This window comes from Salinibacillus aidingensis (assembly GCF_055393355.1).
On the sequence record NZ_AP043759.1, the window covers coordinates 1 to 26,584 of the forward strand.

The window sequence follows — 26,584 nt, forward strand, 5'->3', positions numbered from 1 at the left end:
TCGAACCTTGAAAACTGAACAAAACAACCAGTACGTCAATTCGCTATTTAAATAGCATTTTGAATATGAGCATTATGGATTTTAACATCCAAACTTATTGGAGAGTTTGATCCTGGCTCAGGACGAACGCTGGCGGCGTGCCTAATACATGCAAGTCGAGCGCGTGAAACAAGTTGATTCCTTCGGGATGAAACTTGTGGAACGAGCGGCGGACGGGTGAGTAACACGTGGGCAACCTGCCTGTAAGATCGGGATAACTCCGGGAAACCGGGGCTAATACCGGATAACACCTCCGACCGCATGGTCGGAAGTTGAAAGACGGCTTTTATGCTGTCACTTACAGATGGGCCCGCGGCGCATTAGCTAGTTGGTGAGGTAAGAGCTCACCAAGGCAACGATGCGTAGCCGACCTGAGAGGGTGATCGGCCACACTGGGACTGAGACACGGCCCAGACTCCTACGGGAGGCAGCAGTAGGGAATCTTCCGCAATGGACGAAAGTCTGACGGAGCAACGCCGCGTGAGTGATGAAGGTCTTCGGATCGTAAAGCTCTGTTGTCAGGGAAGAACAAGTACAAGAGGAACTGCTTGTGCCTTGACGGTACCTGACCAGAAAGCCACGGCTAACTACGTGCCAGCAGCCGCGGTAATACGTAGGTGGCAAGCGTTGTCCGGAATTATTGGGCGTAAAGCGCGCGCAGGCGGTTTCTTAAGTCTGATGTGAAAGCCCACGGCTTAACCGTGGAGGGTCATTGGAAACTGGGAGGCTTGAGTGCAGGAGAGGAGAGTGGAATTCCACGTGTAGCGGTGAAATGCGTAGATATGTGGAGGAACACCAGTGGCGAAGGCGACTCTCTGGCCTGTAACTGACGCTGAGGCGCGAAAGCGTGGGGAGCGAACAGGATTAGATACCCTGGTAGTCCACGCCGTAAACGTTGAGTGCTAGGTGTTAGGGGGTTTCCGCCCCTTAGTGCTGAAGTTAACGCATTAAGCACTCCGCCTGGGGAGTACGGCCGCAAGGCTGAAACTCAAAGGAATTGACGGGGGCCCGCACAAGCGGTGGAGCATGTGGTTTAATTCGAAGCAACGCGAAGAACCTTACCAGGTCTTGACATCCTCTGCTACCTCTAGAGATAGAGGGTTCCCTTCGGGGACAGAGTGACAGGTGGTGCATGGTTGTCGTCAGCTCGTGTCGTGAGATGTTGGGTTAAGTCCCGCAACGAGCGCAACCCTTGACCTTAGTTGCCAGCATTAAGTTGGGCACTCTAGGGTGACTGCCGGTGACAAACCGGAGGAAGGTGGGGATGACGTCAAATCATCATGCCCCTTATGACCTGGGCTACACACGTGCTACAATGGATGGTACAAAGGGCAGCGAAGCCGCGAGGTGAAGCTAATCCCATAAAACCATTCTCAGTTCGGATTGCAGGCTGCAACTCGCCTGTATGAAGCCGGAATCGCTAGTAATCGCGGATCAGCATGCCGCGGTGAATACGTTCCCGGGCCTTGTACACACCGCCCGTCACACCACGAGAGTTGGCAACACCCGAAGTCGGTGGGGTAACCTTTTGGAGCCAGCCGCCTAAGGTGGGGCCAATGATTGGGGTGAAGTCGTAACAAGGTAGCCGTATCGGAAGGTGCGGCTGGATCACCTCCTTTCTAAGGAAGATAAGGTCACTTCGTGACCAAAAAAGAGCGTACTCGGTTGTTTTGTTTAGTTTTGAAGGATCGAAGGATTCTTCAAATAGCACCTTGAAAACTAGATAAGAAAGCAATCAAGAGCAGACAACGGACAATATTGTCCGTGTGCGTTATAAGTTAAGTGAATAAGAGCGCACGGTGAATGCCTTGGCACTAGGAGCCGATGAAGGACGGGACAAACACCGATATGCTTCGGGGAGCTGTAAGTAAGCTTTGATCCGGAGATTTCCGAATGGGGAAACCCGCTGTCCGTAATGGGGCAGTATCCTTATCTGAATCCATAGGGTAAGGAAGGTAACCCGGGGAACTGAAACATCTCAGTACCCGGAGGAAGAGAAAGCAAACGCGATTTCCTAAGTAGCGGCGAGCGAACGGGAAACAGCCCAAACCAGAAGGCTTGCCTTCTGGGGTTGTAGGACACTCCATACGGAGTTACCAAGAAATCAGGTAGATGAAACGGTCTGGAAAGACCTGCCGAAGAAGGTAACAGCCCTGTAATTCAAACCTGGTTTCCTCCGGAGTGGATCCTGAGTACGGCGGAACACGTGAAATTCCGTCGGAATCCGGGAGGACCATCTCCCAAGGCTAAATACTCCCTAGTGACCGATAGCGAACCAGTACCGTGAGGGAAAGGTGAAAAGCACCCCGGGAGGGGAGTGAAAGAGAACCTGAAACCGTGTGCTTACAAGTAGTTGGAGCCCGTTAATGGGTGACAGCGTGCCTTTTGTAGAATGAACCGGCGAGTTTCGATCTCATGCAAGGTTAAGCAGAAGATGTGGAGCCGCAGCGAAAGCGAGTCTGAACAGGGCGTATGAGTATGAGGTCGCAGACCCGAAACCGTGTGACCTACCCATGTCCAGGGTGAAGGTAAGGTAACACTTACTGGAGGCCCGAACCCACGTACGTTGAAAAGTGCGGGGATGAGGTGTGGGTAGCGGTGAAATGCCAATCGAACACGGAGATAGCTGGTTCTCTCCGAAATAGCTTTAGGGCTAGCCTCAAGAATCGAGTTTTGGAGGTAGAGCACTGATTGGACTAGGGGCCCTCATCGGGTTACCGAATTCAGTCAAACTCCGAATGCCAACAACTTGAGCTTGGGAGTCAGACTATGGGTGATAAGGTTCATAGTCGAGAGGGAAACAGCCCAGACCGCCAGCTAAGGTCCCTAAGTATACGTTAAGTGGAAAAGGATGTGGAGTTGCTTAGACAACCAGGATGTTGGCTTAGAAGCAGCCATCATTTAAAGAGTGCGTAATAGCTCACTGGTCGAGTGACTCTGCGCCGAAAATATACCGGGGCTAAACGTATCACCGAAGCTGCGGATTGTACCGTTGGTACAATGGTAGGAGAGCGTTCTAAGCGCAGCGAAGTCCGATCGGAAGAACGGGTGGAGCGCTTAGAAGTGAGAATGCCGGTATGAGTAGCGAAAGACAAGTGAGAATCTTGTCCACCGAAAGCCTAAGGTTTCCTGAGGAAGGCTCGTCCGCTCAGGGTTAGTCGGGACCTAAGCCGAGGCCGAAAGGCGTAGGCGATGGAAAACAGGTTGATATTCCTGTACCACCTTTCATCCGTTTGAGCAATGGGGTGACGCAGGAGGATAGGGAAGCGTGCTGATGGATATGCACGTCCAAGCAGTGAGAGTGATGAGCAGGCAAATCCGTTCATCGTAAGCTCGGGCTGTGATGGGGAGGGAAATAGAGTACCGAAGTTCCTGATTTCACACTGCCAAGAAAAGCCTCTCGTGAGGATGAGGGTGCCCGTACCGCAAACCGACACAGGTAGGCGAGGAGAGAATCCTAAGGTGAGCGGGATAACTCTCGTTAAGGAACTCGGCAAAATGACCCCGTAACTTCGGGAGAAGGGGTGCTCGTTCAGGCTTCGGTCTGGATGAGCCGCAGTGAAAAGGCCCAAGCGACTGTTTATCAAAAACACAGGTCTCTGCGAAGCCGAAAGGCGAAGTATAGGGGCTGACACCTGCCCGGTGCTGGAAGGTTAAGAGGATGAGTTAGCCCTTTGGGCGAAGCTCTGAATCGAAGCCCCAGTAAACGGCGGCCGTAACTATAACGGTCCTAAGGTAGCGAAATTCCTTGTCGGGTAAGTTCCGACCCGCACGAAAGGTGCAACGACTTGGGCACTGTCTCAACGAGAGACCCGGTGAAATTATACTATGCGTGAAGATGCGCATTACCCGCGACAGGACGGAAAGACCCCGTGGAGCTTTACTGTAGCCTGATATTGAATGTTGGTACAGCTTGTACAGGATAGGTGGGAGCCATCGAAACCGGAGCGCTAGCTTCGGTGGAGGCGCCGGTGGGATACCACCCTGGCTGTACGGACATTCTAACCCAGAACCGTGATCCGGTTCGGAGACAGTGTCAGGTGGGCAGTTTGACTGGGGCGGTCGCCTCCTAAAGAGTAACGGAGGCGCCCAAAGGTTCCCTCAGAATGGTTGGAAATCATTCGCAGAGTGTAAAGGCAGAAGGGAGCTTGACTGCGAGACCTACAAGTCGAGCAGGGACGAAAGTCGGGCTTAGTGATCCGGCGGTACCGAATGGAAGGGCCGTCGCTCAACGGATAAAAGCTACCCCGGGGATAACAGGCTTATCTCCCCCAAGAGTCCACATCGACGGGGAGGTTTGGCACCTCGATGTCGGCTCATCGCATCCTGGGGCTGTAGTCGGTCCCAAGGGTTGGGCTGTTCGCCCATTAAAGCGGTACGCGAGCTGGGTTCAGAACGTCGTGAGACAGTTCGGTCCCTATCCGTCGTGGGCGTTGGAAATTTGAGAGGAGCTGTCCTTAGTACGAGAGGACCGGGATGGACACACCGCTGGTGTACCAGTTGTTCCGCCAGGAGCACGGCTGGGTAGCTACGTGTGGAAGGGATAAGTGCTGAAAGCATCTAAGCATGAAGCCCCCCTCAAGATGAGATTTCCCATCATTTTAAATGAGTAAGATTCCTCAAAGACGATGAGGTAGATAGGTCCGAGGTGGAAGCGTGGTGACACGTGCAGCTGACGGATACTAATCAATCGAGGACTTAACTTATACGAAAAGCGGAGGCAAGCGCATGCAAGTCGAAGCTGGACAAAAAACGCAGACGGATTTATAAACCACTGCCTGCTCACATGATTGCTTTTCTTATCTAGTTTTGAGGGTGTTAAAAATTTATTTAAAAAAACACTTGCTTTTTTAATCAAAAGTAAATATAATATTACTTGTCCTTGAAAAAAGAATAAGTTTGTTATTGTCTGGTGGCGATGGCGGAGAGGTCACACCTGTTCCCATTCCGAACACAGTAGTTAAGCTCTCCAGCGCCGATGGTAGTTGGGGTTCTTCCCCTGCGAGAGTAGGAAGCCGCCAGGCTTAAGATCAAGGAGGATTAGCTCAGCTGGGAGAGCACCTGCCTTACAAGCAGGGGGTCGGTGGTTCGAGCCCGCCATCCTCCACCATATATCTTTTGAAATATGCCGGCCTAGCTCAACTGGTAGAGCAACTGACTTGTAATCAGTAGGTTGGGGGTTCAAGTCCTCTGGCCGGCACCATTTTATTTTGAGCCATTAGCTCAGTTGGTAGAGCATCTGACTTTTAATCAGAGGGTCGGAGGTTCGAATCCTCCATGGCTCACCATCCTTGCGGGTGTGGCGGAATTGGCAGACGCGCTAGACTTAGGATCTAGTGTCTTTCGACGTGGGGGTTCGACTCCCTCCACCCGCACCATGTATATTATAAATTATAGTGATTTTTAAAATAAAATATGTTAATATTTTATTTATTGGGTCTTAAACATTATATCTTGCGGAAGTAGTTCAGTGGTAGAACACCACCTTGCCAAGGTGGGGGTCGCGGGTTCGAATCCCGTCTTCCGCTCCATATAATGCCGGGGTGGCGGAATTGGCAGACGCACAGGACTTAAAATCCTGCGGTAGGTCACCTACCGTGCCGGTTCGAGTCCGGCCCTCGGCACCATATATTTGCGCCCGTAGCTCAATTGGATAGAGCGTCTGACTACGGATCAGAAGGTTAGGGGTTCGACTCCTCTCGGGCGCGCCATTTAACGGGAAGTAGCTCAGCTTGGTAGAGCACATGGTTTGGGACCATGGGGTCGCAGGTTCGAATCCTGTCTTCCCGACCACTTAGTTATAATGGGGCCTTAGCTCAGCTGGGAGAGCGCCTGCTTTGCACGCAGGAGGTCAGCGGTTCGATCCCGCTAGGCTCCACCAATTAATTCGAACCTTGAAAACTGAACAAAACAACCAGTACGTCAATTCGCTATTTAAATAGCATTTTGAATATGAGCATTATGGATTTTAACATCCAAACTTATTGGAGAGTTTGATCCTGGCTCAGGACGAACGCTGGCGGCGTGCCTAATACATGCAAGTCGAGCGCGTGAAACAAGTTGATTCCTTCGGGATGAAACTTGTGGAACGAGCGGCGGACGGGTGAGTAACACGTGGGCAACCTGCCTGTAAGATCGGGATAACTCCGGGAAACCGGGGCTAATACCGGATAACACCTCCGACCGCATGGTCGGAAGTTGAAAGACGGCTTTTATGCTGTCACTTACAGATGGGCCCGCGGCGCATTAGCTAGTTGGTGAGGTAAGAGCTCACCAAGGCAACGATGCGTAGCCGACCTGAGAGGGTGATCGGCCACACTGGGACTGAGACACGGCCCAGACTCCTACGGGAGGCAGCAGTAGGGAATCTTCCGCAATGGACGAAAGTCTGACGGAGCAACGCCGCGTGAGTGATGAAGGTCTTCGGATCGTAAAGCTCTGTTGTCAGGGAAGAACAAGTACAAGAGGAACTGCTTGTGCCTTGACGGTACCTGACCAGAAAGCCACGGCTAACTACGTGCCAGCAGCCGCGGTAATACGTAGGTGGCAAGCGTTGTCCGGAATTATTGGGCGTAAAGCGCGCGCAGGCGGTTTCTTAAGTCTGATGTGAAAGCCCACGGCTTAACCGTGGAGGGTCATTGGAAACTGGGAGGCTTGAGTGCAGGAGAGGAGAGTGGAATTCCACGTGTAGCGGTGAAATGCGTAGATATGTGGAGGAACACCAGTGGCGAAGGCGACTCTCTGGCCTGTAACTGACGCTGAGGCGCGAAAGCGTGGGGAGCGAACAGGATTAGATACCCTGGTAGTCCACGCCGTAAACGTTGAGTGCTAGGTGTTAGGGGGTTTCCGCCCCTTAGTGCTGAAGTTAACGCATTAAGCACTCCGCCTGGGGAGTACGGCCGCAAGGCTGAAACTCAAAGGAATTGACGGGGGCCCGCACAAGCGGTGGAGCATGTGGTTTAATTCGAAGCAACGCGAAGAACCTTACCAGGTCTTGACATCCTCTGCTACCTCTAGAGATAGAGGGTTCCCTTCGGGGACAGAGTGACAGGTGGTGCATGGTTGTCGTCAGCTCGTGTCGTGAGATGTTGGGTTAAGTCCCGCAACGAGCGCAACCCTTGACCTTAGTTGCCAGCATTAAGTTGGGCACTCTAGGGTGACTGCCGGTGACAAACCGGAGGAAGGTGGGGATGACGTCAAATCATCATGCCCCTTATGACCTGGGCTACACACGTGCTACAATGGATGGTACAAAGGGCAGCGAAGCCGCGAGGTGAAGCTAATCCCATAAAACCATTCTCAGTTCGGATTGCAGGCTGCAACTCGCCTGTATGAAGCCGGAATCGCTAGTAATCGCGGATCAGCATGCCGCGGTGAATACGTTCCCGGGCCTTGTACACACCGCCCGTCACACCACGAGAGTTGGCAACACCCGAAGTCGGTGGGGTAACCTTTTGGAGCCAGCCGCCTAAGGTGGGGCCAATGATTGGGGTGAAGTCGTAACAAGGTAGCCGTATCGGAAGGTGCGGCTGGATCACCTCCTTTCTAAGGAAGATAAGGTCACTTCGTGACCAAAAAAGAGCGTACTCGGTTGTTTTGTTTAGTTTTGAAGGATCGAAGGATTCTTCAAATAGCACCTTGAAAACTAGATAAGAAAGCAATCAAGAGCAGACAACGGACAATATTGTCCGTGTGCGTTATAAGTTAAGTGAATAAGAGCGCACGGTGAATGCCTTGGCACTAGGAGCCGATGAAGGACGGGACAAACACCGATATGCTTCGGGGAGCTGTAAGTAAGCTTTGATCCGGAGATTTCCGAATGGGGAAACCCGCTGTCCGTAATGGGGCAGTATCCTTATCTGAATCCATAGGGTAAGGAAGGTAACCCGGGGAACTGAAACATCTCAGTACCCGGAGGAAGAGAAAGCAAACGCGATTTCCTAAGTAGCGGCGAGCGAACGGGAAACAGCCCAAACCAGAAGGCTTGCCTTCTGGGGTTGTAGGACACTCCATACGGAGTTACCAAGAAATCAGGTAGATGAAACGGTCTGGAAAGACCTGCCGAAGAAGGTAACAGCCCTGTAATTCAAACCTGGTTTCCTCCGGAGTGGATCCTGAGTACGGCGGAACACGTGAAATTCCGTCGGAATCCGGGAGGACCATCTCCCAAGGCTAAATACTCCCTAGTGACCGATAGCGAACCAGTACCGTGAGGGAAAGGTGAAAAGCACCCCGGGAGGGGAGTGAAAGAGAACCTGAAACCGTGTGCTTACAAGTAGTTGGAGCCCGTTAATGGGTGACAGCGTGCCTTTTGTAGAATGAACCGGCGAGTTTCGATCTCATGCAAGGTTAAGCAGAAGATGTGGAGCCGCAGCGAAAGCGAGTCTGAACAGGGCGTATGAGTATGAGGTCGCAGACCCGAAACCGTGTGACCTACCCATGTCCAGGGTGAAGGTAAGGTAACACTTACTGGAGGCCCGAACCCACGTACGTTGAAAAGTGCGGGGATGAGGTGTGGGTAGCGGTGAAATGCCAATCGAACACGGAGATAGCTGGTTCTCTCCGAAATAGCTTTAGGGCTAGCCTCAAGAATCGAGTTTTGGAGGTAGAGCACTGATTGGACTAGGGGCCCTCATCGGGTTACCGAATTCAGTCAAACTCCGAATGCCAACAACTTGAGCTTGGGAGTCAGACTATGGGTGATAAGGTTCATAGTCGAGAGGGAAACAGCCCAGACCGCCAGCTAAGGTCCCTAAGTATACGTTAAGTGGAAAAGGATGTGGAGTTGCTTAGACAACCAGGATGTTGGCTTAGAAGCAGCCATCATTTAAAGAGTGCGTAATAGCTCACTGGTCGAGTGACTCTGCGCCGAAAATATACCGGGGCTAAACGTATCACCGAAGCTGCGGATTGTACCGTTGGTACAATGGTAGGAGAGCGTTCTAAGCGCAGCGAAGTCCGATCGGAAGAACGGGTGGAGCGCTTAGAAGTGAGAATGCCGGTATGAGTAGCGAAAGACAAGTGAGAATCTTGTCCACCGAAAGCCTAAGGTTTCCTGAGGAAGGCTCGTCCGCTCAGGGTTAGTCGGGACCTAAGCCGAGGCCGAAAGGCGTAGGCGATGGAAAACAGGTTGATATTCCTGTACCACCTTTCATCCGTTTGAGCAATGGGGTGACGCAGGAGGATAGGGAAGCGTGCTGATGGATATGCACGTCCAAGCAGTGAGAGTGATGAGCAGGCAAATCCGTTCATCGTAAGCTCGGGCTGTGATGGGGAGGGAAATAGAGTACCGAAGTTCCTGATTTCACACTGCCAAGAAAAGCCTCTCGTGAGGATGAGGGTGCCCGTACCGCAAACCGACACAGGTAGGCGAGGAGAGAATCCTAAGGTGAGCGGGATAACTCTCGTTAAGGAACTCGGCAAAATGACCCCGTAACTTCGGGAGAAGGGGTGCTCGTTCAGGCTTCGGTCTGGATGAGCCGCAGTGAAAAGGCCCAAGCGACTGTTTATCAAAAACACAGGTCTCTGCGAAGCCGAAAGGCGAAGTATAGGGGCTGACACCTGCCCGGTGCTGGAAGGTTAAGAGGATGAGTTAGCCCTTTGGGCGAAGCTCTGAATCGAAGCCCCAGTAAACGGCGGCCGTAACTATAACGGTCCTAAGGTAGCGAAATTCCTTGTCGGGTAAGTTCCGACCCGCACGAAAGGTGCAACGACTTGGGCACTGTCTCAACGAGAGACCCGGTGAAATTATACTATGCGTGAAGATGCGCATTACCCGCGACAGGACGGAAAGACCCCGTGGAGCTTTACTGTAGCCTGATATTGAATGTTGGTACAGCTTGTACAGGATAGGTGGGAGCCATCGAAACCGGAGCGCTAGCTTCGGTGGAGGCGCCGGTGGGATACCACCCTGGCTGTACGGACATTCTAACCCAGAACCGTGATCCGGTTCGGAGACAGTGTCAGGTGGGCAGTTTGACTGGGGCGGTCGCCTCCTAAAGAGTAACGGAGGCGCCCAAAGGTTCCCTCAGAATGGTTGGAAATCATTCGCAGAGTGTAAAGGCAGAAGGGAGCTTGACTGCGAGACCTACAAGTCGAGCAGGGACGAAAGTCGGGCTTAGTGATCCGGCGGTACCGAATGGAAGGGCCGTCGCTCAACGGATAAAAGCTACCCCGGGGATAACAGGCTTATCTCCCCCAAGAGTCCACATCGACGGGGAGGTTTGGCACCTCGATGTCGGCTCATCGCATCCTGGGGCTGTAGTCGGTCCCAAGGGTTGGGCTGTTCGCCCATTAAAGCGGTACGCGAGCTGGGTTCAGAACGTCGTGAGACAGTTCGGTCCCTATCCGTCGTGGGCGTTGGAAATTTGAGAGGAGCTGTCCTTAGTACGAGAGGACCGGGATGGACACACCGCTGGTGTACCAGTTGTTCCGCCAGGAGCACGGCTGGGTAGCTACGTGTGGAAGGGATAAGTGCTGAAAGCATCTAAGCATGAAGCCCCCCTCAAGATGAGATTTCCCATCATTTTAAATGAGTAAGATTCCTCAGAGACGATGAGGTAGATAGGTTCGAGGTGGAAGCGTGGTGACACGTGCAGCTGACGGATACTAATCAATCGAGGACTTAACTTATACGAAAAGCGGAGGCGAGCGCATGCAAGTCGAAGCTGGACAAAAAACGCAGACGGATTTATAAACCACTGCCTGCTCACATAATTGCTTTTCTTATCTAGTTTTGAGGGTGCTAGTCACCTGAAATCAATAATGATAAGGAAGTTCTGCTAAAAGCGCTCATTTGTATGAACAACGCAGAACGACCAAGCCAAAGTCCAGTGGCGATGGCGGAGAGGTCACACCTGTTCCCATTCCGAACACAGTAGTTAAGCTCTCCAGCGCCGATGGTAGTTGGGGTTCTTCCCCTGCGAGAGTAGGACGCTGCTGGGCAAAAGCCAAGAAGACATTTTCTTCTTGGCTTTTTTTTCGTATAATAATATTTAATATAATTTATTGAACAAACATTTCATGACCAGTCAGTGAATAATCTATATTAAAGAAAAAATATAAGAGACTGACATTTACACTAAAAAGGGAAAGCAACAGGAGAGAAATTAAATTTCACTGATTATTGCTTGAACAAAGGGACTAAGGGGAGAAAGCTATGTTTGAATCAGTCTATTGGTTAAATGATAACTTTGAAATTATGGCCTTTCGTCTTATATTAGCTGCAACCTTATGTGGGGTTATTGGTTTTGAACGGGAGATAAAAAATCACTCGGCCGGTTTTCGAACTCATATATTAGTTGGTGTAAGTGCCTGTCTGATGATGCTATTATCCCTTTATGGATTTGATCAGTATTTGGATAATTTTGAAAACATCCGGTTTGATCCAGCGCGTATACCATCCTATGTGATTAGTGGAATAGGCTTTTTAGGGGCTGGAACTATAATGGTTCATGGAATGACTATCCGAGGACTTACAACGGCTGCTTCCATATGGACCGTTGCCGGACTTGGTCTCGTTATTGGGGCAGGAATGTATGGACCTGCATTGTTAACAACATTTGTCGTTCTTTTAAGTCTGATTTTCCTCAATCAATTTGAAAATCGTTTAGCGAAAAATAAAAAGAGTGATCGTAAAATCCGATTAATTTTAAATAGAGATGCGAAACTGAATGACCTCCTGAAGGTATTTGATGATTTTCAATTAAGGGTAAAAAGAGTGGAAGTGAACCATCAGGACAATGATGAGAGATATTTGTTAGTTGAAATTGACAAGGGTCAGGATTTTGAACGAAATGATCTGCTCGACCATTTAACCAAAATCAAAAATGTGACATATATATATGATAAAAATTAAATTATTAAATTGTTGTTTTGTCAGGTTTTATTTGAAGTTAAACGGATAAACTTTAAATAGAGAAACGGTTTTTGAGAGTTTTTCCCTTTGTTAATGGCATACATATTATTTGCATGAATGCGTAATTTGAGTATAATGAAGATAAAGTCAAAGATAGTCAAAGTCAAATTGTGCAGAGATACAGTGTTAATAGTGAAATGATTTAAGGAGGAGGGAAGATGCGAAATATATCCGACATCATTGAGAATTATTTAAAAGAAGTTCTGAAACAGAGCCACCAGAACGCAATTGAAATTAAAAGAAGTGAAATTGCAGACCGTTTCCAATGTGTACCTTCTCAAATTAATTATGTTATTAAAACAAGGTTTACCATCGAAAAAGGTTATTTAGTGGAAAGTAAACGTGGTGGTGGTGGATATATTCGTATTATTCGTGTTAAACCACAAAGCAAAGTGGAGTTAATTGAACAAATCATGGAGCTTGTCCAGCCTCAGATTACTCAGCAGGCGAGTTTGGATGTTATTGAGCGTCTGCTTGAAGAAGAGATTATAACTGAACGTGAGGCCAAATTGATGCTCAGTGCATTAGATCGGAATGTAATTTCCATTCAATTACCAGCACGTGACGAACTAAGATCGAAAATTTTAGTAGCTATGCTTGATGTATTAAGATACAGAATGTAAGGGAGGTTGATTCGCATGAAATGTCAGGAGTGCGAGAAAAGACCTGCTACCGTTCATTTCAGCCAGGTAGTAAATGGCGAAAAAACGGAAGTGCACTTGTGTGAATATTGTGCCCAGGAAAAAGGGTATATGGATCAATACAATCAGAATTTTTCCTTCCAGGATTTATTATCAGGTTTGTTTAATTTTGATTCGGGAACATCATTTAAAGAAAGCCAAGGCTCGTCTTTTCAATCAAACCATTCGTTGCAATGTGATAAATGCGGCATGACTTATGAGGAATTTAAACGACGCGGAAAATTTGGATGTGACCAGTGCTATGAAACTTTTGATCAGCATTTAAATCCTATTTTCAGAAGAGTTCACAGTGGAAATACAACTCATGATGGAAAAATTCCAAAACGTGTAGGAGGAAATCTTCATCTGAAGCGTAATCTTCAGCAGTATCGGCTGGAATTACAAAAATTAATTGAAAAAGAACAATTTGAAGAGGCAGCTAAAATGCGGGATCAGATACGTGAATTGGAAAAACAACTTAATAATGATAAGGGCGGTGAAGTCTAATGTCCTTACAGCAATTTATTAACGAAGCCGTTAGCCCATGGTTAAAAGAAGAGGGGCAGGATAGTGATATCGTTCTTAGCAGTCGTATTCGGCTAGCCAGGAATTTTAAAGAATATCCGTTTCCGATTGTTGCTAATTCCGATATGCTGAATAAAGTCCTGGATGTTTTTGAGGATCATTTCGAAAATCAATCCTTAGAAAAGAACGCAAAGCTTGAATTAGTAAGGATGTCCGATTTAGAACCCATTGAAAAGAGGGTATTGGTGGAAAAACATCTCATCAGCCCGCAGTTAACCGAACATAATGAGTCGGGGGCTGCTTTAATTTCAGAGAATGAACAAGTATCCATCATGCTTAACGAAGAGGATCACATACGTATACAGCTTTACTACCCTGGACTTCAGTTAGAGAATGCCCTGGACTATGCATCTAAAATTGATGACTGGCTTGAGGAAAAGATTAATTATGCCTTTGATAAAGACCGTGGTTATTTAACCAGCTGTCCAACAAATGTCGGGACGGGTATGAGAGCTTCGGTCATGATGCATCTGCCAGCTCTTGTGATTACACAGCAAATAAACAGAATGATACCTGCCATCAACCAGTTAGGCCTGGTCGTGAGAGGGATTTATGGAGAAGGCAGTGAAGCGTTAGGCAATCTGTTTCAAATTTCCAATCAGATTACATTAGGTAAATCTGAGGAGGATATTGTTGAAGACTTAAAGAGTGTCGTGACACAGTTAATTGAACAGGAGCGCTATGCACGTCAGCGTCTGATGAGTAATTCAGGTATACAACTGGAGGATAAAGTGTTCCGTTCTTACGGAATTTTAGCCAACAGCCGGATCATCCAATCCAAGGAAGCAGCGCAATGCCTGTCTGATGTAAGGCTTGGAATTGATTTAGGAATTATTGAGAATATCTCAAAAACAATTTTAAACGAACTGACTGTATTAACTCAGCCCGGTTTTCTGCAGCAATATGCGAAAAAGCCATTGAAACCGGAAGAAAGAGATATAAGAAGAGCTGCTTTAATAAGAGAACGACTTCATTTAGAAAAGATGTAAGGAGTGAATAGAGATATGATGTTTGGGCGATTTACAGAAAGAGCACAGAAGGTTTTAGCCCTTGCCCAGGAAGAAGCCATGCGTCTAGGGCACAACAATATTGGTACAGAGCATATTTTGCTTGGATTAGTTACAGAAGGAGAAGGGATTGCTGCGAAGGCCTTAACCACCCTGAACGTAGAACCGGATAAAATCCAGCAGGAAGTTGAGCAGCTAATTGGAAAAGGGGAGAAGGCTAATCAGACGATTCACTATACACCACGGGCCAAAAAAGTAATTGAATTATCTATGGATGAAGCCCGTAAACTTGGTCATTCCTATGTTGGTACTGAACATATACTTCTTGGTCTTATTCGTGAAGGAGAAGGGGTTGCTGCACGTGTTTTAAATAATTTGGGAGTCAGTCTCAATAAAGCCCGTCAACAGGTCCTTCAGCTATTAGGAAGCAATGAATCCACTTCCAGCCACCGCGGAGGAGTCGGTCGTCAGTCTTCAAATGCCAATACACCAACATTGGATTCTCTGGCGAGGGATTTAACGGCCATCGCAAAAGAGGATCACATTGACCCTGTGATTGGAAGAAGCGAGGAAATTGAGCGTGTCGTTCAGGTGCTTTGCCGTCGAACTAAAAATAACCCTGTCTTAATCGGGGAGCCTGGGGTAGGTAAAACAGCCATTGCAGAAGGTTTAGCCCAGCAAATTGTAAATAATGAAATTCCGGAGATTTTAAGGGATAAACGAGTGATGACCCTGGATATGGGTACCGTTGTTGCAGGTACGAAATATCGTGGTGAATTTGAAGACCGTCTGAAAAAGGTGATGGAGGAAATTCGCCAGGCAGGGAATATTATCCTGTTTATTGATGAGCTTCATACTCTTATTGGTGCTGGTGGAGCAGAAGGTGCGATTGATGCTTCCAACATCTTAAAACCAGCGCTTGCCAGAGGAGAGCTCCAGTGTATTGGAGCGACCACGTTAGATGAGTACCGTAAATATATTGAAAAAGATGCGGCACTTGAACGCCGCTTCCAGCCTATTCAGGTGGATGAGCCAACTAAGGAAGAGTCCGTACAGATTTTACAGGGCTTAAGAGATCGCTATGAAGCCCACCATCGTGTCTCGATTACAGATGAGGCCATTGAGTCATCTGTAAGACTTTCTGACCGTTATATCACGGACCGCTTTTTACCGGATAAAGCGATTGATTTGATCGATGAAGCAGCTTCTAAAGTTCGTCTTCGTTCTTACACAGCTCCACCTGATTTAAAAGAACTGGAGCAGCAATTGGAAGAGGTGCGTAAAGAAAAGGATGCTGCGGTTCAAAGTCAGGAATTTGAAAAAGCGGCTTCTTTACGTGATAATGAGCAGCGTCTTCGTGAACGTCTGGAAAAAACACAATCAGAGTGGAAGGAAAAACAGGGGCAGGAAAACTCTGAAGTGACACTTGAAGATATCGCAAGTGTGGTATCCACCTGGACTGGAGTACCCGTGTCAAGACTGGCTAAGGATGAGAGTGAACGCTTGCTTAACCTTGAGGAGACATTACATTCTCGGGTTATTGGGCAGGATGAGGCAGTTAAGGCTATTTCCAAAGCAATTCGCAGAGCCCGTGCAGGTCTGAAGGATCCAAAACGTCCAATCGGTTCCTTTATCTTCTTAGGACCAACCGGTGTGGGTAAAACCGAACTCGCACGTGCCTTAGCATCATCCATGTTTGGTGATGAGGACGCGATGATTCGCATCGATATGTCCGAATATATGGAGAAGCATTCCACCTCAAGACTTGTAGGGTCCCCTCCAGGCTATGTAGGATTCGAAGAAGGAGGACAGTTAACGGAAAAGGTACGTACCAAGCCTTATTCAGTTGTACTTCTGGATGAGATTGAAAAGGCCCATCCGGATGTATTTAACATGCTTCTGCAGGTCCTGGAAGATGGCCGTTTAACAGACTCAAAAGGACGTACCGTTGATTTTCGTAATACGGTTCTCATTATGACCTCCAACGTAGGAGCCCGTGAACTGCGCAGGAATAAATATGTAGGGTTCACATTAGGAGATGAAGAGCAGGATTTCCAAAATATGAAGTCAAAGGTTATGGAGGAACTGAAGAAAGCTTTCCGTCCAGAGTTCCTGAACCGAATTGATGAAACCATTGTCTTCCATTCCCTTGAGAAGAAGCATCTTAAAGAAATTGTCTCATTAATGATTGAACAGCTCAGACAACGATTGGTAGATCAGGAGATTGATTTCGAGGTGACAGATCCGGCGCTGGATAAAATCTCAGATGAAGGCATTGACCTTGAGTATGGTGCCCGTCCATTGCGCAGATCCATTCAGAAAAACATTGAGGATCTGTTATCGGAGGAACTGCTTAAAGGTAATGTGGAAAAAGGTAAAAAAGTCACAATTGATACCAATGATGATGGAGAAATCATCGTAAGACCTTAAAATTTTTCAAAAATTGAAGGATAAAACGTGATAAAATAAAAATATCGGAGGGTGATTCCCTTCCGATATTTTTTTATACTATTAAATAACGGTGTTCAATGATTTGTCACAAAAATGTGCAACTAAGTACATGTTTTATTCGTATATATATATGAAGGGCAAAGAAGGAAGGATATTATGGCTAAACCCAAAGTGAAATTTGTCTGTCAGGAATGTGGATATGAATCGCCAAAATGGATGGGGAAATGTCCGGCCTGTCAGACATGGAATACATTAGTAGAAGAAAAGGAAATAACCAATACACGTCAGACTGTTTCCGGCGGCTCACAGAAGGCGAGCAAGCCTGAACGTATAACAGGTATTGCCATACAGGAGGAAAAACGTATTGCCACTCAAATGCCGGAGTTTAACAGAGTTTTGGGTGGAGGAATTGTACCGGGATCCCTGGTTTTAATCGGTGGCGATCCGGGTATAGGGAAATCAACCCTCCTATTGCAAATTTCTGCTCAGATGGCCCAAAAAGGACTGGACATCTTATACATATCAGGTGAAGAATCCGTTCGTCAAACGAAGCTTCGGGCAGATCGGCTTCAGATAAATTCCGATCGTCTCTATGTAATGGCTGAAACAAATTTACAGCAGTTAGCGGATGCAATATATGATATGAAGCCGTCTCTTGTAGTGGTAGATTCTATTCAAACCGTCTATCATAGTGAGATTACCTCAGCTCCTGGGAGTGTTTCTCAAGTCAGAGAGTCGACATCGGAACTGATGAGAATTGCCAAGCAGAATGGAATCCCTGTGTTTATTGTAGGTCATGTAACAAAAGAAGGGTCCATTGCCGGCCCTCGTTTACTTGAGCATATGGTGGATACAGTACTTTATTTTGAAGGAGAGCGGCACCATACCTTTCGTATTGTAAGAAGTGTAAAAAACCGCTTTGGAAGTACTCACGAGATGGGGATTTTTGAAATGAAGGAGGAAGGTCTTACAGAAGTTCTGAATCCTTCCGAAATTTTCCTGGAAGAACGCTCAAGCGGGGTGGCAGGGTCAACGATTGTAGCATCAATGGAAGGGACAAGACCGGTCCTTGTTGAAATTCAGGCCTTAATTTCACCGACAAGCTTTGGAAATCCGCGTCGAATGGCAACCGGATTGAGTCAGAACCGTGTTCATCTTTTAATGGCGGTACTGGAAAAAAGAGCAGGCTTGTTGCTGCAAAACCAGGATGCCTATATTAAAGTAGCCGGGGGTATAAAACTTGATGAACCTGCAATTGATTTAGCCATCGCTGTCAGTATTGCGTCCAGTTTTAGAGAAAAGTCCCCCCGACCGGACGATATTCTGATTGGTGAGGTTGGACTGACAGGTGAGGTTCGCCGTGTATCGCGAATCGAACAGCGCGTTCAGGAGGCAGCCAAGTTAGGATTTAAACGGGCCATCATTCCAAACAATAATTTATCCGGATGGGACCCGCCCTCATCCATTGAAGTCGTTGGTGTGGATAGTATTCAGGATGCTTTAAAAGTTACTTTTGAAACATAAATGAAATGATTCAGGATTCTTTTTAGGTCTTTGGAATGACTAAGGCCCGTAACCTGACTCATAGGGTTTCCGCGATAAAGGTCTGGGATATCCGCCTGCTAATGATGGTGCCAGTATTTGAAGCAAATCAGGGAACTGTTCAGCTCGTTTTGTAAAATAGGCTGAATTCCGTAATAAGTTTGACACATTGTAAAATTAGTGTTAAACTTGTCTGTTTAATATTTTGACTAGTGCATAATAGCGTGATATAATAAGTATCTACCAAATATTTGTATTTGGTAGTCCATGAAATTATAATTTTTCTTATTATTTTTGTATTTTTTGGTAACAATAGTTGATAGGAGGTGAAATGGATGCTGAAAAAGATTATTCAGGTCTTTATAATAGTTGCCGGAGGGGCAATAGGATATTTATATGTCCCCGATCTCTTAAAGCTGATTGGCCTTGAAAGTCCGTTATGGCTGTTGTCGCCATACGTTGGTACGGTAATAGGTGCTATTATATTATTTTTATCTGCATTTTGGCTGGTTGACTATATTGTGAATTTCATCCGTTGGGTTGAGGAGACGCTGGTTAAAGTCCCTGTTACCGACTTATTGTTTGGAAGTATTGGATTAATTATCGGTTTGATTATTGCGCTGTTGGTAAATAGACCAATACAGGATATTGAAATTCAGCTAGTATCACAGGTTATTCCTATTTTTCTAACGGTGATTTTAGGTTATTTAGGATTTCAGGTTGGTTTTAAGCGGAGAAATGAGTTTACCAACTTATTAGCTAATGCAAAAAAAGAGAAGCGGAAAACGGGAGAGGAAGAAGAGGATACGTCCGGTGCCTTCCTGAACTCAAAACCGAAAATTCTTGATACAAGTGTCATCATTGATGGCCGGATCGCTGATATATGTCAGACAAAGTTTTTAGAAGGTACAATCGTTATTCCGCAATTCGTACTTGAAGAACTGCAGCACATCGCTGATTCATCAGACGTATTGAAACGGAACCGGGGAAGACGGGGTCTGGACGTGTTGAATCGTATGCAAAAGGACCTTCCTGTTGATGTCCAGATTTATGAAGGTGATTTTGAGGATATTCATGAAGTTGACAGCAAGCTGGTAAAGCTCGCTAAAACGTTTCAAGGCATTCTTGTTACAAATGATTTTAACTTAAATAAAGTTTGTGAGTTTCAGAATGTTGAAGTGTTAAATATTAATGATTTGGCTAACGCCGTGAAACCTGTTGTTCTTCCAGGTGAGGAGCTATCTGTACATGTTATTAAAGATGGTAAGGAGGATAAACAGGGGGTTGCCTATCTGGATGATGGAACGATGATCGTCGTTGAAGAAGGGCAGAATTATATCGGCAAAACTATTGAAGTAATTGTCACCAGCGTTTTACAAACCTCTGCAGGACGAATGATTTTTGCAAAGCCAAAATTACTTGAAAAAGCACTGTAAAAACGGAATAATAAAAGGATGAGGACAAAAGTGATAACAAACCAGCTTGTTATCGCTTTTGTTTTGTTAAAGCTCTATAGACATAAGGAAACGAGTTTTGAAAAGGCGGTACATAATATGAATTATCAAGTGATTGTTCTTGCTGCAGGCCTTGGGAAACGAATGAAAACGGGAATGAATAAACAGTTTTTACAGCTTTACAGCAAACCATTAGTGATTCATACTCTGGAGGTTTTCGAGAAGGACTCCTGGTGTACGGATATTTATCTTGTCGTCAATCCTAAAGAAAAAAAGGATATGGAAGCTTTGGTGGATGAATATCAGCTTGCAAAGATTACGAAGCTTGTTGATGGAGGAGCTGAACGTCAGGATAGCGTAAACAATGGTCTAATGGCCTGTCAGACAGAGGATATTGTCCTGATCCATGATGGAGCAAGACCCTTTGTGGCAGAAGAAGCGATTCATCAGTTGGTGGAATCTGCAGCGGAAAAAGGGGCCGGGCTGCTCGCTGTCCCGGTAACAGATACGGTGAAGAAAAAAGAGGGAGAGCTTCTGGAAACCCTCGATCGGAAAAGCCTTTGGGCTGCCCAGACGCCTCAGGGTTTTCAATATCAAAAAATTAAACAGGCACATGATCAGGCGGGACGTGAAGGATACAGAGGCACAGATGATGCTTCACTGGTAGAACGTCTAGGGGAGCATGTTGAAATTGTTCAGGGCAGCTATGATAATTTTAAATTAACAACACCGGAGGATATTAAAAAAGCAGAGAACCTGTTAAGAGAAAGGGAGGAGTCGCGCTTGCAAATGAAGGTGGGTACAGGTTATGATGTTCATCAGCTTGTTGATGGACGTCCATGTATTATCGGAGGCGTGACCATTCCGTACGAGAAGGGTCTGCTTGGTCATTCTGATGCTGATGTTCTTTTACATACAGTAGCCGATGCATGTCTGGGTGCAATTGGAAAAGGGGATATTGGAACTCATTTTCCGGACACAGAAGCTGCTTTTAAAGATGCCGATTCTAAGGTATTATTAAAAGAAGTGTGGAACCTGGTTAAGAATCATGGATTGCAGCTTGGAAATATCGATTGTACGATCATTGCTCAGGCACCCAAAATGTCCCCGTACATAGAACCAATAAAAGAAAATGTTGCTGAGATCCTGGAAGCAGATCCTTCCCAGGTTAATATAAAGGCTACAACAACTGAGAAACTCGGTTTTACAGGACGAAAGGAAGGCATTGCCGCTCAGGCGACAGTCCTTTTGCAAAATAAATAAAGCAATCGTAAAATAAGTTTTACGTGGAATCATAATTGGAAAACGAGAATAAGGAAGGGGTATATATATGACAAATGATATTCGGGTAAGGTACGCACCGAGTCCAACCGGTCACCTTCATATTGGAAATGCGCGTACCGCATTATTTAATTATTTATTTGCCCGTGCGACTGGCGGTAAATTTATCATTCGGATTGAGGATACGGACCAGAAACGAAATGTAGAGGGTGGAGACATCAGCCAGTTAAAATATCTTAAGTGGTTAGGTATTGACTGGGATGAGAGTATCGACATCGGTGGAGATTACGGTCCTTATCGCCAAATGGAGCGCTTGGATCTCTATGAAAAGTATGCAAATGAGCTGTTAGAAAAAGGTCTTGCTTATAAATGTTATATGACCGAAGAGGAACTGGAAAAGGAACGGGAAGAGCAGAGGGCCCGGGGAGAAGTGCCTCGTTATTCCGGTGCTCACCGTGACTTGACCGAGGAACAACAGCAGCAATTTGAAGCGGAAGGCAGAAAACCAAGCCTTCGTTTAAAGGTTCCTCAAAATCACACGTATCGCTTTAAGGACATTGTAAAAGGCAATATTACTTTCGAGTCAGAGGATTTCGGTGACTGGGTGATTATGAAGAAGGATGGAACGCCTACATACAATTTTGCTGTGGCAATTGACGATCATCTCATGGCGATTACCCATGTCCTGCGTGGAGAGGATCATATTTCCAATACACCAAAGCAAATGATGATCTATGAAGCGTTTGGATGGGACGTTCCAACCTTTTGTCATATGACCCTGATCGTAAATGAAGAACGGAAAAAATTGAGCAAGCGGGATGAGAGCATTATCCAGTTTATTGAGCAATATGAGGAGCTTGGGTATTTACCTGAAGCACTGTTTAACTTCATCGCTCTTCTTGGCTGGTCTCCTGAGGGTGAAGAGGAGCTGTTTACGAAAGAGGAGTTTATTGAAATTTTTGATGCAACCCGTCTCGCTACATCTCCGGCTGTTTTTGATCCGAACAAACTAAAATGGATGAACAATCAGTATATCAAAGAAGCCGATTTAGACCGTATTATTGACCTGACGCTTCCGCATTTAGTTCATGCAGGGAAATTACCGGAAAAAATGGACGATACTCAGCGGAAGTGGGCAGAGGAGCTGATCGGACTCTATCAGGAACAGTTAAGCTATGGAGCTGAAATTGTGGAGCTTACTGAACTTTTCTTCAGACAGGAAATTGATTATGATGATGCAGGTATGGAAATTTTAAGCGGTGAACAAGTCCCTGCAGTGATGGAAACCTTCCTGAATAAGCTTGAAGAACTGGAAAGCTTTGAGCCGCAGGAAATTAAGGCAGCTATTAAGGCGACGCAAAAGGAAACGGGCGCAAAAGGCAAGAAATTGTTTATGCCGATCCGTGTGGCTACTACAGGACAAAGCCATGGTCCGGAGCTCCCAAATGCCATTCATTTGTTAGGACTGGAGACAGTTAAAGTAAGATTAAAAAATGTTAAGGAGCGCATACGTTAACGTCACCAAATTTATCGTTTATAATATAGTATAACAGGAATATCTAACTGAACGTTGATGAGGAGAAGTAAAAAGGCTCATCCTGTATACAGAGAGAATCGCCACCGGCTGAAAGTGATTCTACAGGACCCTTTTGAAATGCACCTCTGAGTCCCTTGTTGAATAGTAGTATACAAGGGCGGCGATCTCCCGTTACGAGACTGAGTTGAGGAATGAGTGATCGTTCCTAAACAGAGTGGGACCGCGTGCGAACGTCTCTGTATAGCTTTTATACAGGGACGTTCTTTTTTTATACTTTTTAAAGCTTCGGATTAGAGGAACTGGGGAAAGTCGTGTCTTTCTAAATGGATTTCAGATTTTGATGAATCAACAAGGAGGGGAAACAGGTATGGGTGGATTTTTTAAATTGTTAAAGGCTGATGTGGATGTTGTGTTTGACCAGGATCCAGCTGCACGCAATCGGTTTGAAGTTATTTTATTATATTCAGGTTTGCATGCCATATGGGCGCATCGGGTGGCCCATGCTTGTTATAAACGTAAGCTTTTGTTCCTTGCGCGTCTGATTTCACAGGTATCCCGGTTTTTTACCGGAATTGAAATTCATCCTGGTGCCAAAATTGGAAAACGTTTTTTTATTGATCATGGCATGGGGGTTGTTATCGGGGAAACGTGTGAAATTGGTGATAATGTCACCCTGTTTCAAGGTGTAACATTAGGTGGGACCGGAAAAGAGAAAGGGAAGCGGCATCCTACCGTGAAGAACAATGCATTAATCGCCTCAGGTGCAAAAGTGCTCGGGTCCATTACGATAGGAGAAAATTCAAAAGTCGGAGCAGGTTCGGTTGTATTACGTGATGTGCCGAATAATTCCACCGTGGTCGGTATTCCGGGGAAGGTTGTTGTCCAGGATGGGAAAAAGGTTCGGAAAGACCTCGATCACCATAAAATGCCTGACCCTGTAGCTGATAAAATCAAACAACTGGAAGAGGAAGTACAAGAATTGAAATCTGCCATGCAAAGTGTGCATAAGGAGTGATGAGTAGTGGCCATTCAGATTTATAATACACTGACAAGACAAAAAGAGGCATTTAAACCGTTGGAAGATGGAAAAGTTAGAATGTATGTATGCGGTCCTACCGTTTATAACTATATACACATAGGGAATGCCCGTCCTGCTATTGTGTTTGATACTGTAAGACGTTATCTGGAGTACAGAGGATATGACGTGAAATACGTCTTAAATTTTACAGATGTAGATGATAAATTGATAAAAGCGGCAAACGAATTAGGGATGGAGGTTCCTGAAGTAGCAGACCGTTTTATTAACGCCTACCATGAGGATGTCAGTGCGTTTGGTGTGAGAAAAGCGGACCGCCATCCCCGTGTAACGGAAACGATGGACGATATTATTGAATTTATTCAGGGGTTAATTGATGCTGGCTATGCTTATGAAGAGGATGGAGATGTTTATTTTAAAACCCGTTCCTTTGATGAGTATGGAAAGCTCTCCCATCAGTCCATCGATGAACTGCGGTCAGGGGCAAGAATTGAAGTAGGCGAGAAAAAGCATGACCCACTGGATTTTACTCTCTGGAAGCCTGCCAAGCCGAATGAAATTGCCTGGGATAGTCCATGGGGCAAAGGTCGTCCGGGCTGGCATATTGAATGCTCGACGATGGCGAAAAAATACTTGGGAGAAACCATTGATATTCATGCTGGAGGGCAGGATTTATCCTTTCCACACCACGAAAACGAAATTGCTCAATCTGAATCACTGAACGGAAAAACCTTCGCAAATTACTGGATGCATAATGGTTATATTAATATTGAAAATGAAAAAATGTCTAAATCCCAGGGAAATTTTGTCCTCGTTCACGATGTGGTTAAGGAACAGGATCCTAATGTAGTCCGTTTCTTTATGCTGAGTGTGCACTACAGGAACCCGATTAACTTCAGCAAATCCCTGCTGGAAAGTGCGGAAAACGGACTGGACAGAATCAGAACGGCCCGGGTCAACCTGGCTCACCGTAAGCAGGCAAGCACGAATCTTACCGGCCAGGACGATGAATGGTATCAAAGAATTGAAGAATTTAAAAACCGTTTTATGACCGAAATGGACGATGACTTTAATACGGCAAATGCGATTTCTGTTTTATTTGATTTAGCAAAAGAAGGGAATGTGTATCTGCAGGAGAGTCATACATCCACAGGGGTTATTGATGCTTTTATACAGACCATTGATGACCTTATGAACATCCTCGGGGTATCAATCGCAGAGGAAGAGGATGAACTGCTTGATGATGAGATTGAACAATTAATAGAAGAACGAAATCAGGCCAGAAAAAATCGGGACTTTGCACGTGCAGATCAGATTCGCGATGAATTAAAAGAAAAAAATATTGTTTTGGAAGATACTCCTCAGGGAACCCGGTGGAAAAGAGGCTAGAATATGACGGAGAAAAAACTGGACGTAAAACAAATGAAAAGTTTAACTCTTGCTTATATGGGGGATGTCATATACGACAAGTATATTCGGGAATATTTAATTCAAAAAGGCTTTGTCCAGCCCGATCAATTACACCATAAAGCTGTAGAGTTTGTGGCAGCCACGTCTCAGTCTAAGGTGCTGAAGACGTGGCTGTCGGAGGAGTTTCTTGATGATGAAGAATCAGGTGTTGTTCGCAGAGGCCGAAATGCAAAATCCAGAGTCCCTAAAAATACAGATGTCATGACGTATCGATATAGTACAGCCTTTGAAGCACTTTTGGGTTTTCATTATTTAACGGGCAATAACGAACGACTGGAACAGCTTATTCATCATGCCATACAGAATACTGAAGAAAGGAGCCGGTAGCGTATGAAGGAAGAATGGATTGTCGGTAAAAATCCAGTCATCGAAGCATTGAAGTCGGGCCGCGAAATGAACAAAGTCATGGTTCTGGAAAATTTGAAGCCCCAGTCTGCAAAGCAAATCCAGCAGCTTGCGAAAAAGAAAGGGGTAACGGTACAAGCTGTTCCTAAACGAAAGCTGGATCAGATCGGCCAGCATCATCAGGGGGTTGCTGCCTCCATTGCCGCTTATGATTATGCAACTCTTGATGACTTGTATGATAATGCGGAAAAAAAGGGAGAGAGCCCCTTCTTCATTATTTTAGATGAGCTTGAGGATCCACATAATCTGGGGTCCATTTTACGTACAGCTGATGCAACAGGTGCTCATGGAGTTATTATCCCTAAAAGACGCTCTGTTCAGCTGACCCAGACCGTTGTCAAAGCCTCTACAGGTGCTGTTGAGTATATCCCTGTGGCCAGAGTTACCAACCTGGCTCGAACCATTGATGAGTTAAAAGAGAAAAATATCTGGGTAGCTGGTACAGATGCAAAGGGAACAGAGGATTATCGTGAATTAAACGGTGATATGCCTCTTGCCCTTGTGATTGGCAGTGAAGGAAAAGGAATGAGTCGCCTGGTCAGGGATAAGTGTGACTGGCTGGTCAGTCTGCCGATGAAGGGAAAGGTTACTTCGCTGAACGCATCTGTTGCCGCGGGTTTACTCATGTACGAAGTCTATCGGAAACGCAGTCCAATAGGTGAATAGACAATGGATGTGCTAATTGTGGATGGATATAATATCATTGGTGCCTGGCCCGAACTGCAGGTCCTGAGAGATAGGGATCTGGCACAGGCCCGTGAGCTTCTGGCAGAAAAAATGGCCGATTATCAAGCTTACACTGGCTCCCGCGTAATTATTGTTTTTGATGCTTATGGTGTACAGGGGATTGAAACGAAAAATAAACATCGAAATGTACAAGTGATTTATACCCGGGAACATGAAACTGCAGACGAACGGATTGAAAAGCTTGTAGGGGAGATCAAAAATATTAAGACAAAGGTTTATGTGGCTACCTCTGATTATACAGAGCAGCGCACGATTTTTGCTCAGGGGGCATTTCGGCTCTCAGCAAGGGAATTACTGATTGAGACGGAAAACATAGAAAGTGAAATTGAGCAGGATGTGAAGGTGAGACACTCTGTCCAGACCAGGGCAAAAATTCCGATCGATAAAGATGTCTTAGAAATCTTTGAAAAGTGGAGAAGAGGCAAGAAGTAAA

The 26,584-nt window shown here is 46.0% G+C and carries 14 protein-coding genes, 9 tRNA genes, 6 rRNA genes and 1 other annotated feature; all 29 genes read left to right on the plus strand.

Translation table 11 applies throughout. The features are described 5' to 3' along the window. Positions 1–94 precede the first annotated feature (94 nt). Positions 95–1,658: ribosomal RNA gene (locus ACZ5OK_RS00005) — 16S ribosomal RNA — on the plus strand. A gap of 157 nt (positions 1,659–1,815) precedes the next feature. Beyond that, positions 1,816–4,745: ribosomal RNA gene (locus tag ACZ5OK_RS00010) — 23S ribosomal RNA — on the plus strand. 202 nt (positions 4,746–4,947) lie between these two features. Beyond that, positions 4,948–5,063, plus strand: a 5S ribosomal RNA gene (gene rrf, locus ACZ5OK_RS00015). Positions 5,064–5,073: 10 nt separating this feature from the next. Further along, positions 5,074–5,149 (plus strand) — tRNA-Val (locus ACZ5OK_RS00020). A 17-nt stretch (positions 5,150–5,166) separates the two neighbouring features. Beyond that, a tRNA-Thr gene (locus tag ACZ5OK_RS00025) sits at positions 5,167–5,242 on the plus strand. 9 nt (positions 5,243–5,251) lie between these two features. Further along, positions 5,252–5,327, plus strand: a tRNA-Lys gene (locus ACZ5OK_RS00030). A 5-nt stretch (positions 5,328–5,332) separates the two neighbouring features. Next, positions 5,333–5,417: transfer RNA gene (locus ACZ5OK_RS00035), tRNA-Leu, on the plus strand. 78 nt (positions 5,418–5,495) lie between these two features. Then, positions 5,496–5,570, plus strand: a tRNA-Gly gene (locus ACZ5OK_RS00040). Positions 5,571–5,576: 6 nt separating this feature from the next. Continuing rightward, a tRNA-Leu gene (locus ACZ5OK_RS00045) sits at positions 5,577–5,666 on the plus strand. Between the two features lie 7 nt (positions 5,667–5,673). Further along, a tRNA-Arg gene (locus tag ACZ5OK_RS00050) sits at positions 5,674–5,750 on the plus strand. A gap of 5 nt (positions 5,751–5,755) precedes the next feature. Then, positions 5,756–5,832, plus strand: a tRNA-Pro gene (locus tag ACZ5OK_RS00055). Positions 5,833–5,844: 12 nt separating this feature from the next. Beyond that, positions 5,845–5,920: transfer RNA gene (locus tag ACZ5OK_RS00060), tRNA-Ala, on the plus strand. Between the two features lie 100 nt (positions 5,921–6,020). Next, a 16S ribosomal RNA gene (locus ACZ5OK_RS00065) occupies positions 6,021–7,584 on the plus strand. A 157-nt stretch (positions 7,585–7,741) separates the two neighbouring features. Continuing rightward, positions 7,742–10,671 (plus strand): 23S ribosomal RNA (locus ACZ5OK_RS00070). Between the two features lie 196 nt (positions 10,672–10,867). After that, positions 10,868–10,983, plus strand: a 5S ribosomal RNA gene (rrf, locus tag ACZ5OK_RS00075). Together the 16S, 23S and 5S rRNA genes with 9 tRNA genes alongside form the textbook arrangement of a ribosomal RNA operon. Before the next feature lie 214 nt (positions 10,984–11,197). Continuing rightward, positions 11,198–11,896, plus strand: coding sequence for an MgtC/SapB family protein (locus ACZ5OK_RS00080; protein ID WP_343843684.1), 699 nt, complete (start codon positions 11,198–11,200; stop codon positions 11,894–11,896). A gap of 218 nt (positions 11,897–12,114) precedes the next feature. Then, entirely contained in the window at positions 12,115–12,579 is a 465-nt protein-coding gene (locus ACZ5OK_RS00085) for a CtsR family transcriptional regulator (protein WP_044153387.1), read from the plus strand. A 15-nt stretch (positions 12,580–12,594) separates the two neighbouring features. Continuing rightward, positions 12,595–13,143 carry a UvrB/UvrC motif-containing protein gene (locus tag ACZ5OK_RS00090; protein ID WP_343843691.1) on the plus strand — a complete coding sequence of 183 codons (549 nt, stop codon included), beginning with the start codon at positions 12,595–12,597 and terminating at the stop codon, positions 13,141–13,143. After that, positions 13,143–14,210, plus strand: coding sequence for a protein arginine kinase (locus ACZ5OK_RS00095; protein ID WP_343843694.1), 1,068 nt, complete (start codon positions 13,143–13,145; stop codon positions 14,208–14,210). Before ACZ5OK_RS00090 ends, ACZ5OK_RS00095 begins: the two co-directional genes overlap by 1 nt. Before the next feature lie 15 nt (positions 14,211–14,225). After that, positions 14,226–16,658 carry an ATP-dependent protease ATP-binding subunit ClpC gene (gene clpC / locus ACZ5OK_RS00100; protein ID WP_343843697.1) on the plus strand — a complete coding sequence of 811 codons (2,433 nt, stop codon included), beginning with the start codon at positions 14,226–14,228 and terminating at the stop codon, positions 16,656–16,658. Positions 16,659–16,835: 177 nt separating this feature from the next. After that, positions 16,836–18,203: a DNA repair protein RadA gene (radA, locus tag ACZ5OK_RS00105; RefSeq protein WP_343843700.1), complete on the plus strand. Its 1,368-nt coding sequence runs from the start codon at positions 16,836–16,838 to the stop codon at positions 18,201–18,203. 353 nt (positions 18,204–18,556) lie between these two features. Further along, positions 18,557–19,657 carry a PIN/TRAM domain-containing protein gene (locus tag ACZ5OK_RS00110; protein WP_343843703.1) on the plus strand — a complete coding sequence of 367 codons (1,101 nt, stop codon included), beginning with the start codon at positions 18,557–18,559 and terminating at the stop codon, positions 19,655–19,657. Positions 19,658–19,774: 117 nt separating this feature from the next. Beyond that, positions 19,775–20,938, plus strand: a complete 1,164-nt coding sequence (locus ACZ5OK_RS00115; protein WP_343843864.1) for a bifunctional 2-C-methyl-D-erythritol 4-phosphate cytidylyltransferase/2-C-methyl-D-erythritol 2,4-cyclodiphosphate synthase — start codon at positions 19,775–19,777, stop codon at positions 20,936–20,938. Positions 20,939–21,005: 67 nt separating this feature from the next. Further along, the gene (gene gltX / locus ACZ5OK_RS00120; protein WP_343843706.1) at positions 21,006–22,472 is read left to right on the plus strand and encodes a glutamate--tRNA ligase; all 1,467 of its coding nucleotides are present in this window, start codon (positions 21,006–21,008) and stop codon (positions 22,470–22,472) included. 45 nt (positions 22,473–22,517) lie between these two features. Then, positions 22,518–22,734 (plus strand) — a binding site (T-box leader). Positions 22,735–22,833: 99 nt separating this feature from the next. After that, positions 22,834–23,508: a serine O-acetyltransferase gene (gene cysE, locus ACZ5OK_RS00125; RefSeq protein WP_343843709.1), complete on the plus strand. Its 675-nt coding sequence runs from the start codon at positions 22,834–22,836 to the stop codon at positions 23,506–23,508. A 6-nt stretch (positions 23,509–23,514) separates the two neighbouring features. Beyond that, positions 23,515–24,918, plus strand: a complete 1,404-nt coding sequence (gene cysS, locus ACZ5OK_RS00130; protein WP_343843712.1) for a cysteine--tRNA ligase — start codon at positions 23,515–23,517, stop codon at positions 24,916–24,918. 3 nt (positions 24,919–24,921) lie between these two features. Further along, positions 24,922–25,326, plus strand: a complete 405-nt coding sequence (locus ACZ5OK_RS00135; RefSeq protein ID WP_343843715.1) for a Mini-ribonuclease 3 — start codon at positions 24,922–24,924, stop codon at positions 25,324–25,326. Positions 25,327–25,329: 3 nt separating this feature from the next. Continuing rightward, positions 25,330–26,070, plus strand: a complete 741-nt coding sequence (rlmB, locus tag ACZ5OK_RS00140) for a 23S rRNA (guanosine(2251)-2'-O)-methyltransferase RlmB (RefSeq protein WP_343843719.1) — start codon at positions 25,330–25,332, stop codon at positions 26,068–26,070. Positions 26,071–26,073: 3 nt separating this feature from the next. Then, positions 26,074–26,583, plus strand: a complete 510-nt coding sequence (locus ACZ5OK_RS00145) for an NYN domain-containing protein (protein ID WP_343843722.1) — start codon at positions 26,074–26,076, stop codon at positions 26,581–26,583. Position 26,584 lies beyond the last annotated feature (1 nt).

Excerpts from the sequence above, each read along its gene's own strand:
- ACZ5OK_RS00080 (WP_343843684.1), top strand. The coding sequence starts at position 11,198 with ATGTTTGAATCAGTCTATTGGTTAAATGATAACTTTGAAATTATGGCC.
- ACZ5OK_RS00085 (WP_044153387.1), top strand. The coding sequence starts at position 12,115 with ATGCGAAATATATCCGACATCATTGAGAATTATTTAAAAGAAGTTCTG.
- ACZ5OK_RS00090 (WP_343843691.1), top strand. The coding sequence starts at position 12,595 with ATGAAATGTCAGGAGTGCGAGAAAAGACCTGCTACCGTTCATTTCAGC.
- ACZ5OK_RS00095 (WP_343843694.1), top strand. The coding sequence starts at position 13,143 with ATGTCCTTACAGCAATTTATTAACGAAGCCGTTAGCCCATGGTTAAAA.
- clpC (WP_343843697.1), top strand. The coding sequence starts at position 14,226 with ATGATGTTTGGGCGATTTACAGAAAGAGCACAGAAGGTTTTAGCCCTT.
- radA (WP_343843700.1), top strand. The coding sequence starts at position 16,836 with ATGGCTAAACCCAAAGTGAAATTTGTCTGTCAGGAATGTGGATATGAA.
- ACZ5OK_RS00110 (WP_343843703.1), top strand. The coding sequence starts at position 18,557 with ATGCTGAAAAAGATTATTCAGGTCTTTATAATAGTTGCCGGAGGGGCA.
- ACZ5OK_RS00115 (WP_343843864.1), top strand. The coding sequence starts at position 19,775 with ATGAATTATCAAGTGATTGTTCTTGCTGCAGGCCTTGGGAAACGAATG.
- gltX (WP_343843706.1), top strand. The coding sequence starts at position 21,006 with ATGACAAATGATATTCGGGTAAGGTACGCACCGAGTCCAACCGGTCAC.
- cysE (WP_343843709.1), top strand. The coding sequence starts at position 22,834 with ATGAATCAACAAGGAGGGGAAACAGGTATGGGTGGATTTTTTAAATTG.
- ACZ5OK_RS00135 (WP_343843715.1), top strand. The coding sequence starts at position 24,922 with ATGACGGAGAAAAAACTGGACGTAAAACAAATGAAAAGTTTAACTCTT.
- rlmB (WP_343843719.1), top strand. The coding sequence starts at position 25,330 with ATGAAGGAAGAATGGATTGTCGGTAAAAATCCAGTCATCGAAGCATTG.
- ACZ5OK_RS00145 (WP_343843722.1), top strand. The coding sequence starts at position 26,074 with ATGGATGTGCTAATTGTGGATGGATATAATATCATTGGTGCCTGGCCC.